At 46.0% G+C, this 16686-nt stretch carries 12 protein-coding genes and 3 tRNA genes; 2 read left to right on the top strand and 13 right to left on the bottom strand.

The window, feature by feature from the left end; translation table 11 throughout:
• Nucleotides 1-85 precede the first annotated feature (85 nt).
• From rpmG to HMPREF3216_RS02585, 7 genes are all read right to left on the bottom strand, one after another.
• The gene (gene rpmG, locus HMPREF3216_RS02615) at nt 86-256 is read right to left on the bottom strand and encodes a 50S ribosomal protein L33 (RefSeq protein ID WP_004114322.1); all 171 of its coding nucleotides are present in this window, start codon (nt 254-256) and stop codon (nt 86-88) included.
• A gap of 50 nt (nt 257-306) precedes the next feature.
• Nucleotides 307-380 (bottom strand) — tRNA-Met (locus HMPREF3216_RS02610).
• A gap of 4 nt (nt 381-384) precedes the next feature.
• Nucleotides 385-456 (bottom strand) — tRNA-Thr (locus HMPREF3216_RS02605).
• A 1-nt stretch (nt 457) separates the two neighbouring features.
• Nucleotides 458-539, bottom strand: a tRNA-Tyr gene (locus HMPREF3216_RS02600).
• A 149-nt stretch (nt 540-688) separates the two neighbouring features.
• On the bottom strand, nt 689-1783 hold the full coding sequence (gene hisC / locus HMPREF3216_RS02595; protein ID WP_060786820.1) for a histidinol-phosphate transaminase: 1095 nt from the start codon (nt 1781-1783) through the stop codon (nt 689-691).
• Between the two features lie 144 nt (nt 1784-1927).
• Nucleotides 1928-2221 (bottom strand): co-chaperone GroES, encoded by a 294-nt coding sequence (gene groES / locus HMPREF3216_RS02590; protein ID WP_004131681.1) that lies wholly within the window; start codon nt 2219-2221, stop codon nt 1928-1930.
• A 156-nt stretch (nt 2222-2377) separates the two neighbouring features.
• The gene (locus HMPREF3216_RS02585) at nt 2378-3391 is read right to left on the bottom strand and encodes a hypothetical protein (protein WP_060786819.1); all 1014 of its coding nucleotides are present in this window, start codon (nt 3389-3391) and stop codon (nt 2378-2380) included.
• 237 nt (nt 3392-3628) lie between these two features.
• On the opposite strand from HMPREF3216_RS02585, the gene HMPREF3216_RS06125 reads away from it, so the two are divergent.
• Both HMPREF3216_RS06125 and HMPREF3216_RS02580 read left to right on the top strand, forming a co-directional pair.
• Nucleotides 3629-3805 (top strand): FmdB family zinc ribbon protein, encoded by a 177-nt coding sequence (locus HMPREF3216_RS06125; protein WP_016636054.1) that lies wholly within the window; start codon nt 3629-3631, stop codon nt 3803-3805.
• Between the two features lie 241 nt (nt 3806-4046).
• Nucleotides 4047-4778, top strand: coding sequence for a hypothetical protein (locus HMPREF3216_RS02580; RefSeq protein WP_060786866.1), 732 nt, complete (start codon nt 4047-4049; stop codon nt 4776-4778).
• Between the two features lie 14 nt (nt 4779-4792).
• Here the strand turns inward: HMPREF3216_RS02580 and HMPREF3216_RS02575 are convergent, their stop codons facing one another.
• The 6 genes from HMPREF3216_RS02575 to HMPREF3216_RS02550 all read right to left on the bottom strand — a co-directional run bounded on the left by HMPREF3216_RS02575 (nt 4793) and on the right by HMPREF3216_RS02550 (nt 16322).
• Entirely contained in the window at nt 4793-4996 is a 204-nt protein-coding gene (locus tag HMPREF3216_RS02575) for a hypothetical protein (RefSeq protein ID WP_060786818.1), read from the bottom strand.
• Nucleotides 4993-8703, bottom strand: a complete 3711-nt coding sequence (locus HMPREF3216_RS02570; protein WP_419471001.1) for a helicase — start codon at nt 8701-8703, stop codon at nt 4993-4995. Before HMPREF3216_RS02570 ends, HMPREF3216_RS02575 begins: the two co-directional genes overlap by 4 nt.
• A 207-nt stretch (nt 8704-8910) precedes the next feature.
• On the bottom strand, nt 8911-10314 hold the full coding sequence (locus HMPREF3216_RS02565; RefSeq protein ID WP_196485421.1) for an FHA domain-containing protein: 1404 nt from the start codon (nt 10312-10314) through the stop codon (nt 8911-8913).
• Nucleotides 10315-10565: 251 nt separating this feature from the next.
• The gene (locus tag HMPREF3216_RS02560; RefSeq protein WP_060786816.1) at nt 10566-11453 is read right to left on the bottom strand and encodes a class C sortase; all 888 of its coding nucleotides are present in this window, start codon (nt 11451-11453) and stop codon (nt 10566-10568) included.
• A 256-nt stretch (nt 11454-11709) separates the two neighbouring features.
• Nucleotides 11710-13467: a SpaH/EbpB family LPXTG-anchored major pilin gene (locus tag HMPREF3216_RS02555; protein ID WP_060786815.1), complete on the bottom strand. Its 1758-nt coding sequence runs from the start codon at nt 13465-13467 to the stop codon at nt 11710-11712.
• Nucleotides 13468-13730: 263 nt separating this feature from the next.
• Complete coding sequence (locus tag HMPREF3216_RS02550; RefSeq protein WP_060786814.1) at nt 13731-16322, bottom strand: hypothetical protein; 2592 nt, start codon at nt 16320-16322, stop codon at nt 13731-13733.
• Between the last annotated feature and the right edge of the window lie 364 nt (nt 16323-16686).

Genomic DNA, 16686 nt, shown 5'->3' with positions numbered 1-16686 from the left:
CTGTTAATCCTAACAGCACTAAATAACAAAAAACCCCGCAAAACGCGGGGTAATAAAGCTCAAAACTTCGCCAAAGTTCACGCTTTTAGCGAGTCTCGCGATGGAGAGTGTGCTTGCCGCAGCGTGGGCAGAACTTGCTCAACTCAAGGCGATCAGGCGTATTACGACGATTCTTCGTCGTGATGTAATTACGCTCCTTGCACTCCGTGCATGCAAGCGTAATGCCTGGACGGATGTCTGCGCTCTTACTTGCCATTTTGTTCACCTCTAGAATATTGTATGTTGACCAACTCCTGCTGGCCATTGTAGCGAGGAAGAGACTCGAACTCTTGACCTTACGATTATGAGTCGTACGCTCTAGCCAGCTGAGCTACCCCGCCAGAGAGCCTCGAGTGAGAATTGGACTCACGACCTCTTCCTTACCAAGGAAGTGCTCTACCACTGAGCTATCGAGGCGTGGCGGGTAGTGGATTTGAACCACTGAAGCACGAAGCAACTGATTTACAGTCAGTCCCATTTGGCCGCTCTGGTAACCCGCCAACGTTTCCGCGCGGAGAAGAATATCTCCAAACGGCAACTTTGTTATTTTGCCACGAACGCGCGACTAATGCAAGCTTAAGACACGCCGAAGGTAAAAATCGCATCTAAATGCGGCCAAAAACGCAACTATTTATCTTCTATTTATCTTCTATTTAAACGAAAATCCGTCTTTCTTTAACGCCTCGCACACTTTAAGCACGCAATCATTTGCCTCAGTCTCCGCAATCGTAATGCGAATTCCTTCGCCAGCAAACGCGCGAACAGAAAGACCAGCCTCAACAAAACGCTGATTTGCGCTCTCGGTATCTTCGCCAAATGGCATCCAGAAGAAGTTTGCGTATGGATCAGCAATATTCCACCCCTGCGCGCGCAAACCGCTTACAACGCGATTACGCTCCTCAACAAGAGCGTCTACACGGTTGTGCATTTCTACAAGCGCTTGAGGCTCCAAAGAAGCAAGAGCCGCCACTTGCGCGATTTGACTTACGCCAAATGGAACAGCCACTTTTCGCATACCCTCTACGACTTGCGCATTTGCAATAGCGTAGCCAATGCGCAAACCAGCCAATCCGTAGGCCTTAGAGAAGGTTTGTGCAACAACAACGTTTGGATATTCTCGGTAAAGCTCAATACCATCCGCCGTACCCTTTGCGTTGTTAAACTGCACATAGGCTTCGTCAATAAGCACCAAAACGTCACTAGGAACAGCATCCAACACTCTTCTAGCTTCTTCGTTTGAAAGCGCTGCAGACGTTGGATTGTTTGGATTGTTTAAAATAACAAGACGCGTGCGCTCATTAATCGCAGCAATCATTGCGTCCACATCGTGCGACCCGTCTGCTCGATTAGGGATTTTAACGCTTGTAGCGCCAGCACCCGTAACAATAATTGGGTACGCTTCAAAGCTTCTCCACGGGTATATAACCTCGTCTCCAGGCCCTGCAACAAGGTTTACAAGCTGCGTAATAACCTCGGTAGAGCCACATCCAAGAACAACTTCGTCTGGAGTAACGCTAAACTTCTTAGCCAGCTCTTGCACAACCTCAGTTCCACGCATATTTGGGTAACGATTAATAACCCCAAGTGCGCGGCTAGAAATGGCATTTTTTACGCTTTCTAGCGGCTCGAATGGATTTTCGTTGCTGGAGATTTTGTATGCACGAACGCCGTCTAGCGCGGGCGCTGGTTTGCCCTGCTTGTAATTTGGCAAAGTATCTAGAATACTGCGGTGTTTATAACTCATGATTTTATAATAGTCGCATCTTAAACAAAAACGCTGAAAACAGCGGCAAGCCGTCATTTTCAGCGTTAAATAAATCTAAATAATCTAAATAGATTTGATTAATCAGGCGATTAACCTTGCGATTAACCTAGCGATTAATCAGAATCAGCCAAGGATTGCAAGAACGTCACGAGACGAAACAATCAAGTAATCTTCGCCTTCGTAATGAACTTCTGTGCCACCATACTTGGAGTAAAGAATCTTGTCTCCAGGTTTAACATCCATAGGAATACGCTCGCCCTTATCGTCTCGGCGGCCTGGGCCTACAGCCAAAACCTCGCCCTGCTGTGGCTTTTCTTTAGCATTATCTGGAATGTACAAGCCAGAAGCGGTTTGGGTTTCTGCCTGAGCTTGCTTAACAATAATCTTATCTTCCAAAGGTGTGAGCTTAATCGACACTTCGGTACCTCTTTCTAGAGAAATGTAACCTTTGCGCGAATAATGTTGACGAGGCTGACGATCACGTCAAAACTATCGAGCACTGAACCTTATAATAGCGCGTTTTTAGCACTCTACCAACTAGAGTGCTAAAATTTTAGAAAATTTTTACAAACTTTAAGCTGCGCGACGAGCCAAAACGTCCCTTAAATCGGCCTTACCAAGCGAATCTTTGGTGCTAACTGGAGGCTCTACAACTACTTCAGAAACTTCAGAAACTTCAGAAACTTCAGAGACTTTAGAGACTTCAGCAACTTTGCTCGAATCGTTTGCAGGAATCGCCTTAGCAACTTGCTTAGTGGACTTTATTTCTAAGCTTTGTGGGTCTGCATTCTTGCTATTTGCGTTGGAATCGCGGTAATCAGAGCCAAACGAGAACGAGATAAGATCTTGATTAGAATTGCCACTGGCAGCAATATTGGCTACATCTTTTCTATTTGCTTCAGACAAAGCCATGCTTATATCGCGCTGCTGCATAACAGACGTCTCAGTATTGTCTGGATTACTGCCTGGATTTGCGCAAACATCTTCGGCGTTTTCGGCATTTTCAACAACGGAGTTTACTGTTGCGTCAAAAATTGGCTCTACAACAGAATCTTTAAACGCAGAAGAATGCTTTCTGTACACTGCAACCTTGGCTTCCCAAAGGCGAGCATGCTTAGCAGCCATGGATCCAAAGTAAAGAACCGTGCAAAGCGCAGCAAAAGGAATAACGGCAAACCATGCACTATAAATCCCCACAAGACCTGCCGCAAACACAACAAGAGTTAAAACCGCCAGCGAAAGAACTAAAATACGGCGACGGCGGATTGCTGCACGGCGAAGCGCACGAATACGAGCAACATGCTCAGGAGTAAAAATGCCATTAAAAGTGCCATTAGACTGCGCGGCACCCTTACGGTTATTTGCTTTTGCGCCATTACTTCTGGCCTTGCCATTATTAGGCTTTGCATTCGCTTGCATCTTCGACGGCTGCATGCCAACCCCTTTCACCATCGTGCCGCTGCACGCGTGGAACAGTGATTCACTGCGATAATCCACAATGTGCAACGAAGGTGAATACCTATCTTCGCTATGTTCCAACATTGACTTCATGCTGTTAACGGTGCGCTTAGGTAACCAACCAAACATTAAGGCTACGATGATGATTAATACTATTAGCGCGCTCACCGATTCATAACCCATACGTACAAATATAAAATGCCTTAAGGATGTAAAGGCCAAAAAATAAGTCGGCGTGTCGGATTTTTTGCAATTGTTTCGCAGAATTTTACAAACAAAAGCGCATACGGGCTTTACACTTAGCTGCTTTAATGCGGCGATATTATGAGCTAGGATATGTGATGGAATTATAGATTGGAGGAACCGTTGCCTACTTATCATTACCGTTGCAAGCAATGCGGATATGATTTTTCACAGCATCAATCGTTTGAAGATGAGCCAATTACCGTGTGCCCAAAGTGCGGAAAACAAGAAGTTCGTAAGGTTTTTAGCGCACCACCAATCAACTTTAAGGGTAGTGGATTCTATCGCACCGATAAATAGAGTGCAAATAACCAATTAAAATCTGTGCATATGTGCATAAGTAAAAAAGTATGACGTTACTTATGTGTGTATGTGAATAAGTCGAAGTTTTAAGACGCCATTTATGTGCTTATGTGCATAAATGGCAATTAAGACTCATCAAGAATGTTTATATGTGCGCAAAATCCGCATTTTCGCTAGCCTTTAACCACATTGCATAAAAAAGCTTGCGCAAAAGTTCTGCTTAATGAATGATGCTTATATGCAAACATCATTTTTACTAAAAACAGTTGGCTCCGAAGGCAGCAACAAGGAGCCAGTAGAGCTTTTAAAACGCAGACAAAAGGCGCAAACCTTAAACCTGCTTTCAATATTTTTTATAAGCGTTGCAACGCTGTTTTCAATACACATGGTTTCAGCGTTTACGGCTACTCAAAGTGTGCCTGTGGCCATTAGAAACATAGCAAAAGGCAGCGTTATTAAGAAAAGTGACCTGCATTATGTTAGCGTGCCTAAAAGCAGCGTTTTTAACAATGTTCTTAACTACGATTCTGTAAACAATTCCGCTAAAAACGCGTATGTTGCCGCATGCAACATTAAATACGGAACGCCAATTTTTAGCAATCAAGTCACAAAGCAAACAAAGATTCCTCCTGGTTTTACAACCATTTCGGTTAATCTTGCAAGCAGTAGCACAAGCCTTGCTTCGGGAGATGTTATTTCTATAGCGTTTAGCAAAGTTCCAAACGATTCAAACGCGGCCAGTCACTCCGCAAACCCCGCAGCCCAGCTAGAAACGTCTAGCGATGCAGGGCAGCCAAATAACCTGGATTTTAACAACAAAAACGTTGAGGTTATTCACAACGTGATTGTTGTTAAGGTAAATAGTTCGGCGCAAAACACACTACTTGCAATGCCAGCGCAAAACGCGTTGCAAATCATAAACACGCAGGCGATTATTCCAAACCTTGCGGTTATAGCTGTGCAAAATTAGTGAGCAATACCTGCTTATCTTCCGCGTTCGCTAAAAACCGCCCAATGTGGAGGAAGCTCGCCAAGAATGCGATTATCGTCGTCTTTTGCACGCTGTTCAATCGTCTGAGCATCGCCTGGCTCTTGTTTTACGCCATCTGCGTCAAAAAGCTCCGAGCCTTTACGAACCACGCGAAAATGACCCCTAGAACATCTGCGATTAGCGTTGTAACCGCTCACTGCTGCTCGCCACTCCCGTAAAGTTCGCCGATTCTAGAAACAATGCGCTCAACTTCTTTTTCGGGATTAACAAACGCTCCAACACTCCAAACGTTCATAACCGACCAACCAAGATACTCCAAATCTTGAGCAAACATGCGATTTCGTTCGCGAGTGGACTCAATGTTCATAAAACGCACGTCGTCGGTTAGAACAGCCAAAGCAAACGGCTTATCTGGTAAACCAACAACAAGAGGAATACTATGATCTGGGTTAAAACCGTAATTTACCGCCACTTTAAGGCCGCGAGCGCGAATTCGCTCTGCCAAGTCGGCAAACAAAACGTTGTTAAAGCCGTTTGCGGAAAAATCGCCAGCCGCTTGCGATTGTTTAGCTTCGCCCGCGTCAGCAGAATCGGCGGAATCGGCGGAATCGCCAGCAACTGCTGCATTTTCAGCATTTGCCGCATTTTCAGCATTCTCAGCATCTGCCGGATCCACTGGATTATCCTCCAAATTCTCCGCCCAAGTGAGCAAATCCTTAAGCAGCTTAGGCCCGTCTTGATGCAAACGATCATCTTCCATATCGCTAGACTTAAACGCGCAAACAATGTCCAAATTCCTTCGAGCCAAGGCCAAGGAATCAAGAAGCATAAACTTTCCGCCTTCTTCTTCCAAAACGCCAAACTGCTGCAAAAGCCTGCCGTGCGAAGTCTTTGCGTAGCACAGCGAAAGAATAACATCCGTTGCAGCAGCTCCAACGGCCTCGTTTACGCTTACAAGTCGAACATGTCTAAGGAACCTACCCATGTTTTCGTCTTTAACAGCCAAAGCCTTAAGCTCCGCGCCAAGCCTGTTTCTAAACACGCTTGTAAGGGTCACAACTGCAAGAACATAGCTAGAAGGAACAACGCTAAAGGTTTTAGCGCGCTGCTTAATCAAAGACACAACCTCGTCAATCTCGCGCTGGCTGCTTTCAATAAGACCCGTTGCCATAACAGGAACTCCAGCGGCTTCCACCTGGTGGAGCTTAACTCTGCCTTGCATTCTTTCTACAGGAACATCGTGTCTAAGCAAGCCGTAGCCATGATTTTCAAGGAAGTCGGCAAGATACGTGGACCGCCTGGTTGCTCGCGACTTAACGCAAACAGTAGGCAAAACGCCAATAAGGTCGCCAACGCTTTGCGAGCTAACCGTTTGCTTGTGCGCAATAACAACAACTTGGCGTGCGCGCGCAAGAACGCTAAGCAGCTCAATGTTGTTAATATGCTCCGCCGAATCCACGATTACAACGTCTACAATCGGCTTAAACTCAGTCATCATAGTTAAGGTAGACGGCATTGCAACCAGAATCGGCTTAGCAGCAAGCAGCAAATCTGGGTAGGAATTCATCAACTTAGCAAAAGTAACACCCGACCCATTGCTTGCAAGAGCAGTGTGAAGCTGATTTGCCTCTTGCGAACGCGCAAAAAGCAAATCGCAAAGCTTTTTAAGCGCTTCTTGTTGAACCATTGGCCCTACGGAACGCACGTGCTCCGTGTCTACCTGAACAAAACGATCGGAAGCATCTTGCAACGCGGAACCGTCTTGGTTAGATATAATCTCGGAAGAATTAACAATATCTTCAAAAACGGTAGTCCACCAAGCAAGATGAAGCTCGCCATCTAAGGCCTGACCCGTAACTTTACGCCTGCGCAAATCGCAAACAAGGTCTTCTAAGCCAACCGCGCGCAAGTCACGCTCAATAATGCACCTGCCTGGAAGTGTGTCTAAGGATTCGCGACTATCGTGCAAGGCTTGCAAGCGCTCGTCTAGCTTAGCAAACTCAATGTTTTCAAGGTCTGCGCCAAGCCTCGTTGTGGAAAGAACTGCGTTAAGAGCTACAAGATTACGGTCTAAAAGCTCCTGCGTGCTAACGATTTCGTCTAGTTTAGGAGGCAATACTGGCCACCCGCCATGCGGCACAAAAGTACGCCATTGAGCAGCTTGCGCAGCAACAATCTTTAACGCTTCGTGAAGGTCGTCTACCTTTGCGCCAACACGCAAAAGACTACGCGCTTCTTTAATGTGATGCCTGCGCTCCCAAAAGCCCATTGGCGAGCCTTCGCGCTTTCTAATGGCCTTCGGTTTGCTTGCCTCAATCATTGCGCTAAGATCGCGCTCAAAAATGTCTGGCTGGAAAACGTCTAAAACGCGGCGAAGATTCTTTAAAACCGTAACCTGCCTGCCCCATTCGCGCGCCGTAGAAGGAATAGGGAAACCGCATTTTTGCACGGTTGACTTAACCTGTTCGCGAGCAGCTGGCAAAAGCTTTGTAAGAACGTCTACAATACGCTGATACACAGCTACGGCCTCATTTTCGCTAAACAACGAGGCGCCAAACCACGGCGTATCTTCAGCATTGGTGGTAAATTCGCCAAGAGAATCTGCCTCGTGCAGCTTTTGCGCCCACTCGTCTAAATGGCCAGAAAGCGAGCGCGCAGCGTCTACACTAAGACGCACGTGCGTGCATGGATGCGTAGGGAGCATGGCGATTCCTGCAAGATTTTGCATTGTCTGGTATGCAGAAACGCCCCAGCGCTCGTTTACTCCATGTAAATCACCCAAGTAGCGGTTTAATCGCGTTTTAACGCCAACAAGCTCGTCGCAAACCTGCTCAAAACGGCTAGAAGCAACGCTTTGGCGAGAGCCAACGGCCGCTATAAGCTGCGAATCAACATGCTTTGCAAGATGCGAATCCGAAACGTCTAGCGAAAGCGAAGAAATCTCGTTTGCACTGAGCGCGTGACGGAATCGGCGCTGCTGCTCCATAACGTTTGGAACGTACAAAACGGATTTTCCTGCAAGAACGCAGCGCGAAGAAATTGCAGCCGCAATTAGCGCGGAGTCACACCCAGCGTCTGCATCTATAGCCAAAGAAGCGCCATTTGCCGCCATTCCTGCAGCATATCGCACAGCGTTATTAACATCGCCAACTTCGTACTCATGGTGTGGGTCAACGTCTAGCGGCGAGTAGTCGGGAGTGGTTTTTGCAGCAAGCACCTCAACGGCAGTGCTATTTCCCGCAATCGCGTCAATCATTGTATTTCCAACATTCCCCAGCTTAAGCGCGTGCAGAATCTGGCCGCTTTCTGCCAAGAATCTAGATCCCGAATCTGTAAAGCAACCGAGCACAATATCTCGCTCAATGTCAAAATCTGGGAAGACTCTTTGAGCAGCAGCACAAATCACATCGAAAACTGCGGATGTTTCTGGTGTGCCGCTCTGGTAGTTTGCACCATCAAAAAGCGCGTCTTCGCTAAGGTTTATGCCTCTTTCTTGCAATCTAATAACAAGAGCGTGGTTTAGGCGAACGTTTCCCGAAAAGTAAATCGTTGCAGCCGTCTCGTCTTTTCCAGCTTCTCGCAAAACGCGTACTGGGTATGTTAAAACTGGCACATGATTTCCGCTCCAAGACGCAACTCCAACAACAAGCGAAAGCTCCGAAACGCCATTTTCGTGCGCTTTGTTGTCTCTGTCTTCAAAAACTCTGTCTAACCTGCGACCCGCCGCGCGTAGCATTCCCGAATCGCGGAAAAGCGCCTGAAGAGTGGCCTTTCCACTGGCAAAAAGCTGGGCGATTCCCGAAGGGTGTGCGTGAGTCAACTCCAGTTGCGCACAAAGCTTTGTAATGTCTTCCAACGGCGAAGGAGCAAGCTGCGACTTGTAATTTTCATACCATTTGTTCATGCGCTCGAGTTTTTCGGCGCGCAAAGTTTCGGCAGATTGGCGCGATGCAGCCTGGGTATCCTGGGCATCCTGGGCCAGCAGGTCAACCTGGTCAACCTGGTCTGGCTGGTCTGGCTGAGCACTTGGCTGGTCTGAAAGATTTTGCATGTCTTGCGCGCCTTGCATAAAGTCGTTCTTATTATCGCTCATACTACTCAACTCCCTTGTTTACAAGCCGATTGCATTGCGATACGCGCTGTATCCGCTATTTTGCGCCAACGCTTGATCCACATCTGCGTTCCCCTGCGCTGAAAGCCACGCGTACAAATCGTCGTACAAATTTGTGTTCATTGCTAAGAATGGCAGCAACTCCTGGTACTTTGCCATCTCAAATTGCTCGGCAAAATCGGCGGTTTTCTGCGCTTCTTCCGATGTAAATCCTCCAGCAGAAACCACTTCTTTGCGTGCACTAAATTCGCCGTTCGAGACTTTTTCAAACACGGATCCTGGCTCAAAAGCTGGTGTAAATTGCGCAGAATCATCGGCGATTATGGAGCTGGCATCACTTGCGTTATTAACAGACTGAACTGCCTCCAGCGCCTGATTAACCTGATTTTGCGCCTCTTGAGCCACTTCCAGAGCTTTATCAACCTCAATCTGGGCAGCATCTTGAGCCGCTTCTTGAGAGTCTAACTGGGCATCTAGCTGCGTGTCTAACTGCGATGCTTCAGCGTTGCTGTTTGCAGCATCATTATTTGCAGCATCGCTAGCCGCAGAATCATTATCCGCCACATCGTTAGCAGCCGCATCATTCACAGCGTCACTATTCGCAGCATCGTCAAACAAATTACGCGGTTCCACAGGCGATTCAAACTCATCTCTAACAACAGGCAAAACAACCTGACCCGCAATAACAGGCTTAATTTGCTCCGCAACACTTTCTGCAACACTTGCAGCATCCGCAACGCTTGAAGCAGCATCATCAGCATCACCAGCACCAGCAACAGCACCAGAATCCGCCGCCGAAGTACTGCCAAGATCATCCGCAGCCGCCGCATCATTAAGCCGCCTCTGTCTATCCCAAACCAAATCAGGCCGCGAAACCGACTGCGCATGGAACACGCCCGTTGGCTCACCCGCGCGAATGTCAAGAATGTCGTCTACCGACAAATCCGCCGCATCTGGCTCCTTAATCGCATTGTCTGGCGCGTAAGAGAACAAATCGCGCACTGGCTGCGCACCCGCATCGCCCCCCTGCGGCGCCTTTTCTTCAATGCGCACAAAATCAACTGGAACGTCGCCAAATTGCATGCGAACAATGCTGTCTGGCATGTGGAAATCAACGCCTGGGTCTAGTCGCAGCAAATCGCCGCTTTCGTTAACCAAGTAAGTTCCGTTTGTAGAGTTTAAATCGCGAATTGTAGCCGCGCCGTTTGCGTCCACAATCAAAAGCGCATGCCTCTTAGACATGGAGCGCTTATTGTCTACAACGTCTACGCGCATAAAACCGTCTTCGCGCAAAGGGCGTATAGGCTTCCTGCCAATTTCCACAGACTCACCCGCGCCAACGCGTGCCTGCTCCACTCCACCTACCGTAATCATCCAGCGCTGCAAGGTTTGTTGAACACTCACGGAACCTGCTCCCTTCAAAAAACACACTACACACTATTGTGTCATGCTTTGTGTATATTGCGCTAATGGCGATTGCACAATCTTTCCCGACTTTGTACGTGATTTAGGCCAAATATGGTACAAAATGCGTCGACTATTTCCGCTTTTTGTACGTGATTTGGGTCAAATATGGTACAAAATGCGGAAGATTTTCCCGAGAATGTAGCTCAAATCAGCAAAATCAACAACAAAATCGGGAAAATAAAGCAGATTTAAGCAAGAATCGACAAATGCTTAGCGCGCAAATCAAGCTTTCCGCGCTTTCTTTTAACATCCGCCACAACCATAGTCGCAAGAATCACCGCGCACCCAACAAGCGCAATCACAAACAGCGTCATCCAAAGCGGCCACTGCAGCTTGTCGTCTGGCGCCTTAACAAGATCCGGCAGCACGCGATACCCCGTTACCAGCAGCCTTTGCGAGTTCACACCGTACGGCGTACAAGTGAGCAAAGTCACCAAATCACGCCCCTTCTCGCGCTGCAACAAGCTTATGTTGTTTGGCTCTACAACGCTAATACGAAACACCTTGTATCGTAAGGTCTCGCCTTGAATATCCAAATAGAAAAAATCGCCTTTTTTAAGGTAGATTAAGTCGTCAAACATAGTGGCATGCGGCAAACCCGTGTGCGCCGTAATAACTGAATGCCTGTTTTTGCCGCCAACTGGCAAATCCGTGCCATATAGGTGACCCGCACCATACGCTAAAACATCTTGCGAACTGCCGTGATAAATCGGCAGCTTAACGCCAATCTTCGGGATTTTTACGATTCCCATAATGCCCATTGGCTCATCCAGCACGCTATCGTACTTTTTATACTCAGGCGTTTTTTTAAAATCTTCCGTGCCGTTATATGGATCCGCCGTAAAAATCGCGCTACGATGCGCGTTGTACTCGCGAGCCTTGTCTAAGTTAATTGCGCGCGCATCTTTAGGCTGCTCGCGGCTAAGCTTGTCGTAAATGGCAGAGAGCTGCTTAGAAGCGTGATTATTCCACAGCGTTGACGCCACTGGGTACGTGAAGCATAGGATTGCGGCGACTGCCAAGACCACTGGCTCTAGCGCGCGGCGCAAAGGGCTTTTCTTTTTCTTAGCCTTCATTCCTCCTCCAATGTTTTAGTGCAGATTTTCCCGATTTTGTAGCTGATTTTGCCATTTTGAACAACATTTTCGGGAAATTTTTCCCGAGAATGTAGTGCGAAAAGATTAGAGCACTTTGTACCAGGACACGCCAGCGTAGAAACAAAATGCTCAATGCATTTTGTTTCAAACGCTGCGGCGTGTCTTCTGGTACAAAGTGCCTAAATCTTTTTAACGCTAAACCGAACGTTTAATCAACGCTGGTTATCTAAGCACATCAGGCTTTTGCCTGCTCCTCTTCCTTGCGATTGCGCATGTAAAGGAACACGCTAGCCGCAATCAAGCCCATGCCAGCAAGCGCAAACAGAATCACGCCAGCAGCACCAGTTGCAGGAAGATTGAACCATGTATCAATTTTAAGATCAGCAATCTTGGTATTAGGGAAGTTAACTGTTGTTGTTTTTCCTTCTTCAACAGTTACACCCCTAACCTCATTAGCTAAAAGATAGCCAGTAGGAGCAGTAACCTCAACGAGGTAAACCATTTGACCAGCTATAACCTTTTGATCAGTTGCAAATTTACCTTGATCATTTGTGGTTCCAGCAAAGTTCGTTGAAGCACCATCAGAGCACTCAGTAGGAACATCAGTACTACCAGCAGAGCGCTTAAGCAAAGCAGTCTTGCAAGCTTCTGCCTTTGCTTCGGAGTTGAAGATCTTGAATACAGCGTTAGGAAGCTTGGTATTCTTGTCATTCTTATCATGCTTGTATACCTGAAGGAAGCCAAGCTTAACGGTAGAAGTACCTTTATCATCATCGCCATCGCCAGAAACGATTGGGTCTGGATCCTTAGTGGTGTTAGACGGATGAGACTTAAAGAAGCCAGACTTGTTCTTAATCTCTTTCTTGCTAATATCATTCTTATAGGAATCACTTAACTTGAGTGAAACTGTAACGTGAACCTTAGGCTCAGTTCCAGCCTGTGCCTTGTTTAAAGCACCTGCAATCTTAGTCAAGCCATCCTCCTTGAACTTAACCAAGATACGCGTGTGTTGGGCTGCGAGATTCTTGCTGTCGTCATTATCTGTAATAGCCTGTGTAGTAGAGTTCTGCTTTATTTCAACGGTGTAATCCGTGTCCTTCGTAAGAGCATCATCAACACCATCCATCTTCACAGACTTAACAGTGTCTTCCGTAATATTGTCAAACGCATCACCTGGAGCGTCATCGAATACCATATAGTCTTGAATGCTCTTTGCATCCAAAGTTCCAGCAGGATGATTCACTTCCGCACTAATCACGTAGTCAAAAGCATCCTTAACCGAAACAGCGTTGCTACCCTTTTCGGTGCTGAAAACCTTTGTGATTGAGCTAGAAAGATCCTTGTTCTTAATCTTTACAATAGGATTGTAGTTGTAGTTTGTAACGATTTCAGTGGAGTCTTTTGTCTTTGGCTTGCGCTCAATCTGCGGCAAAGTCATGTAGAACACAGTCACGTCGTTTGCGCCGTAGTTGCCAGTAGGCATCTTGGTTTCTTCAACCTTGTAGAAGCCGAGTGGAACTTGCTCAAACTTCGCTGTGCCGCCGTTAACCGTTGCAGTCTTTGCTTGAGTATCATCAACCTCAATCTTTGCTTCGTCTTCTTTGCCGCGATTCAAAGCATCAATTGTGGTAGCAATCTTGGACCAAGTATCTATCTTCTTAAAATCATCAGCCTTAAGCTCAGTATCGCCAATCTTCTTGATTGGTGTAAGCTTAAATACCGCACCGTCAAGTGGCTTGTGATTAGCGTCACATTGGGAAGTGGTGCCAGTTGCGCTCGTATCCACCTTTGCATCGCAATTTACGATAGTGATGCTGTATGGCCCTTGTGGAACATGACTACCCCAAGGCTCCTTAGAAATAGTGGGTTGAGGTGGCTGTGGCTTAGTCGCCCACGCAACGCCAGCCATTGTTACGGCGCCAGCAACGCACAGCGTGCCAGCCATCGCGAGCGACGCAATCGCCGCAACGCACTTTTTTGTTAATTTATTCATCTTTTCTCCTTTACTCGATGCTCCTAAGAGCTGTTTGAGATAAGTTACTTTGTGTTTTTAGTTTGTGTTTTGTGTGTTTGCGTACCGATTTAGCACTTGTTTACGTACTTACTCGATACTTGTTTGTGTTTGTTTTGTTTTTTGACTACCTGGAATATCTTGTTGAAATATCTTGGTTTAGTTAATCTAATTATGTTTTTATTTTTGCTACGCGCACTGCACTAATACGCGCGCACAACTTGATTACGTAGGCAGCTTTCACATTAGCATCGCCGCCTTTCGTAAAGCAGCTTTCTGCATGCTTCACTTTGACTTATCACAAATCCAGCAGCGAGCACGCTCACCATAACGGCAGCTACAGCACCCAGCTGCAAGTTCCAATTCTGCCCACCCGTGTCTGGCAATTCAAATTTTTTTGGCACGTGAATGTTAATAGCCAACTGCGCATAGTCTTTGTTGGCTTTTAGATTCGCACTCTTAAAAGCGGCGGATATTTTCTGTGGTGTTACGCCTGTTTTAGCTACTTCGGTGTTGAACTTATCAAGCACATCTTGCTTAAGCGCGTACACAACGCACTGGTAATCGCCAACATCAGTCGGCTTTATACTCACGCTCATAGCAGCTTGAGACGCAACGTTATCCGCAGTACATTTACCATCCCCTGCTTCATTGCATCTAGTTTGAGCTGTATCCGCACTCAACCCAAGCTCGGCAAGATTGCTACTCCAAGTAGCTTCCGCAGTTTGCGACGACCCAGAAGACTGCGCAGGTTGCGAGCCAGTACTGCTATTACCGTCAGTCGAGCCAGTACCGCTAGTATCACCACTTGAACCACTCGAGCCAATACCTCCAGCCGAAGCACCACCACCAGCAGCATTCTTCTGCTCACCTTTGCACAGCACACGCAACGTAATCTTATTAGCACTATCCTCCGCAGAAGTGGCTTCAATATAAGGCTTAAGCTCCATACCGAGCATTGCAGAAATCTTGTTATTGCTGCTAGACAACGGCGCCGGCAACGAACCATCGCCGTTTTTAAACGGATACACATTCAGCTTAAGATCATTTTCCCCAACTATAGGCTGATCCTGTTTATTCGACTCAACAACAATCTTAATGGTCTTAACGTCCCAGACTTTCTTTCTGTCATAGGTATCCATAAAAATGCCATACGGGTTAGGAGTCGGATCTTCCGGGCTCTGTTTTTCCGGGACATACGCACTGAATATATCTTCCACTTTTACATTCGTATCAAAAAGATTCTGTTTAAGTTTTTTCGTTTTATCATTAATTGCTTCATCAAATACTTCAACAAATGTGTGACTATGATGTTTATCTTTAGCTGATACTCCAATATCCTTAAGCGCAAGAACTTTGCACTCAAAAGTTCCAGCCTCTTTAGGCGTGCCAGTAATCCAGCTTTGCGAGCGCTCGATAATATCATCACTTTCATATAAGTTGCCACTAGACTCGCTAAGTTTATTGTCATCTGGGCGAACTCCTGGAACATGCTTCCACTGCTTTTGTGTAGTTTGACCAGTTGAACTAGCACTAGCACTAAGAGTTAAGCCATTAATTGAATTAAGGTAATAATCACTACTATCCTCTTTATGGCAAATCATGCGATGATAAATAAGATTTGGCCTCTTAGAAGATGTAGTGTCAATAAAAATCGGAGTTATTGGGCTAAAGTTTCCTTTATCATCCGATTCAACAGTAGCGGCAATACCGTTATCTTTAACTTCAGCACGATCTTTAGAGTCCTGGTGATTATAAACCTTTAACGATAAAACATCATTCGTAGGATTTTTGTATCTAATCTGTATACTAAAGCGTGAATATTTATTATATGAAGAATCACAGCTATTAGTGCACCATTGCGAACGAGTAAGAGTAGAATTGTCTTTATATTTTACCTTTACAAACACATAATAACTGCCATTATTCAACCATTTATTAGCATGTATTTTAATTTCGCCAGAAGTAGGATTTACTTTAACAAAATCATTATTTTCTACATTTGACTCAAGTGCAGTACTTACAGTTGAAAGTCTCTCTAAAGAAAAACTTTCAATAAGGCCTTTAACACTACTAGATGCGTCTGTTTTTTCGTCTATTGTCGGAATACCCTTATTATTAATTTTCTTAACACGACGAAACACTGGCGTTATAGTATGAGATTCACCTATGTCGTTTATTGTAATAGATTTTTTAATTGCAACCTTTTTTTTCCTTTTAATAGTATAAAAATACTCTGCTACATAGCATTTTGCGAGTTCTGTTATGCCAGCATCTTTGCACTCTTTCGGAAGCGGAGTACTGTCCGCGGCGGCGCGAGTGTTGCCCAGCTCACGCTTTTGCTGACGCAATTTCTTTGCAGATTCTTCTTTTTTGGCGCGTTCATCAGCGTCTTTAGCGGCGTCTTGTTTTGCGCCTTCTACAGCATTGTTTTGCTTCTGCGTTGAATCAACGTTTCGGGCGCTGCTTGCATTAGAGGCATCTTGTTTGGCAGGAGGTTGCGAATCTTTATGCTCTACAGTCTTAGATTCTTCAGCTTTAGAATCGCCAGTCTCTCCCTTTGCAGCAGTTTTACCGTTTGAATCAGAATCGTTTTCTGCAGCCACCTTATTATCCACCGCAGTCTTATTCTCAGAATTCCCGTTCTGAGTTTGCATCTGACTAGACTCGCCCTGCTGGCTAGCACCCATAGAGGCGGATGGCATAATCATAAAAGTGGCAAGAATAGTAGCAACAACAACAAAAAGCGCAACAATAGCGCGACGAGCACACGCAGTTTTAGAGCAAATTGAACGCAATAATCGAAGGAAACGGCTACCGCGATGTAAATCACTCATTGGCACATCTCCTTCCCTGAGTATTTACTAAGATTGCAAACAAGTGCAAAATTTATAAATAAATAGCATCTGCAGAGCTGCTACAGATGATGCTTATTATGAGCCGTTAATAATATACCCCCCCCCCTGTGAAATTTCAACACCAATTCGCGTTCAACACGCCGTCTAGAACAACAAACTCGGTAAGTTTTTCCCGAAAATGTTGTTCAAAATGGCAAAATTAACAACAAACTCGGGAAATCGCTCGCGCTACAACAGGTAATCGTTAGCGCGGTCTAAGCGCGCTAACGTCTTCGCCGCATGTAAAGTCCACTGGACTTTACATTTAAGCGGCTCAGCGAATCGAAGTGCATTCGCGCGCTAC

The organism is Gardnerella vaginalis (genome assembly GCF_001546455.1).
Taxonomy (GTDB): Bacteria; Actinomycetota; Actinomycetes; order Actinomycetales; family Bifidobacteriaceae; genus Bifidobacterium; species Bifidobacterium vaginale_B.
Note: the sequence above shows the minus strand (reverse complement) of the source record. Positions and strands in the feature narration are given on the sequence as shown.

Bases quoted from the DNA above. Each gene is read 5' to 3' on its own strand.
- hisC (WP_060786820.1), bottom strand. From the start codon at position 1,783: ATGAGTTATAAACACCGCAGTATTCTAGATACTTTGCCAAATTACAAG.
- rpmG (WP_004114322.1), bottom strand. From the start codon at position 256: ATGGCAAGTAAGAGCGCAGACATCCGTCCAGGCATTACGCTTGCATGC.
- HMPREF3216_RS02550 (WP_060786814.1), bottom strand. From the start codon at position 16,322: ATGAGTGATTTACATCGCGGTAGCCGTTTCCTTCGATTATTGCGTTCA.
- HMPREF3216_RS02560 (WP_060786816.1), bottom strand. From the start codon at position 11,453: ATGAAGGCTAAGAAAAAGAAAAGCCCTTTGCGCCGCGCGCTAGAGCCA.
- HMPREF3216_RS02570 (WP_419471001.1), bottom strand. From the start codon at position 8,703: ATGAACAAATGGTATGAAAATTACAAGTCGCAGCTTGCTCCTTCGCCG.
- HMPREF3216_RS02580 (WP_060786866.1), top strand. From the start codon at position 4,047: ATGCAAACATCATTTTTACTAAAAACAGTTGGCTCCGAAGGCAGCAAC.
- HMPREF3216_RS02585 (WP_060786819.1), bottom strand. From the start codon at position 3,391: ATGTTTGGTTGGTTACCTAAGCGCACCGTTAACAGCATGAAGTCAATG.
- HMPREF3216_RS02555 (WP_060786815.1), bottom strand. From the start codon at position 13,467: ATGAATAAATTAACAAAAAAGTGCGTTGCGGCGATTGCGTCGCTCGCG.